This window comes from Pseudoalteromonas sp. GABNS16E (genome assembly GCF_028598715.1).
In the GTDB taxonomy this organism is placed as follows: domain Bacteria; phylum Pseudomonadota; class Gammaproteobacteria; order Enterobacterales; family Alteromonadaceae; genus Pseudoalteromonas; species Pseudoalteromonas atlantica.
In genome coordinates this window covers 1-247 of the sequence record NZ_JAQREZ010000234.1, presented here as the reverse complement: position 1 = coordinate 247, position 247 = coordinate 1, and the positions used below count along the sequence as shown (strand labels likewise).

Genomic DNA, 247 nt, shown 5'->3' with positions numbered 1-247 from the left:
ACTCAGCTCATAACCCATTATTTTTCGACTGTAAGCATCAGTGACTAACGATAGGTAATGCACGCCTTGCGCTGACTTTACGTATGTAATGTCACTAACGAAGACTTCCTCGGCCGCAGTAGGCATGAATTGCCGCCAGTACATCACTAATTCTTTGACTGGCTCCAATTCTTTATTCCGAGCATCTATTCTGCGCATAGCTTGATAGTAACCTTGTCGCGTTACGCCATATGCACGGCATAACGGA

The 247-nt window shown here is 45.3% G+C and carries 1 pseudogene; it reads right to left on the bottom strand.

The annotated features are described in order from the left end of the window. Positions 1 to 247, bottom strand: a pseudogene (locus PSI06_RS21385) (hypothetical protein); the annotation flags it as partial.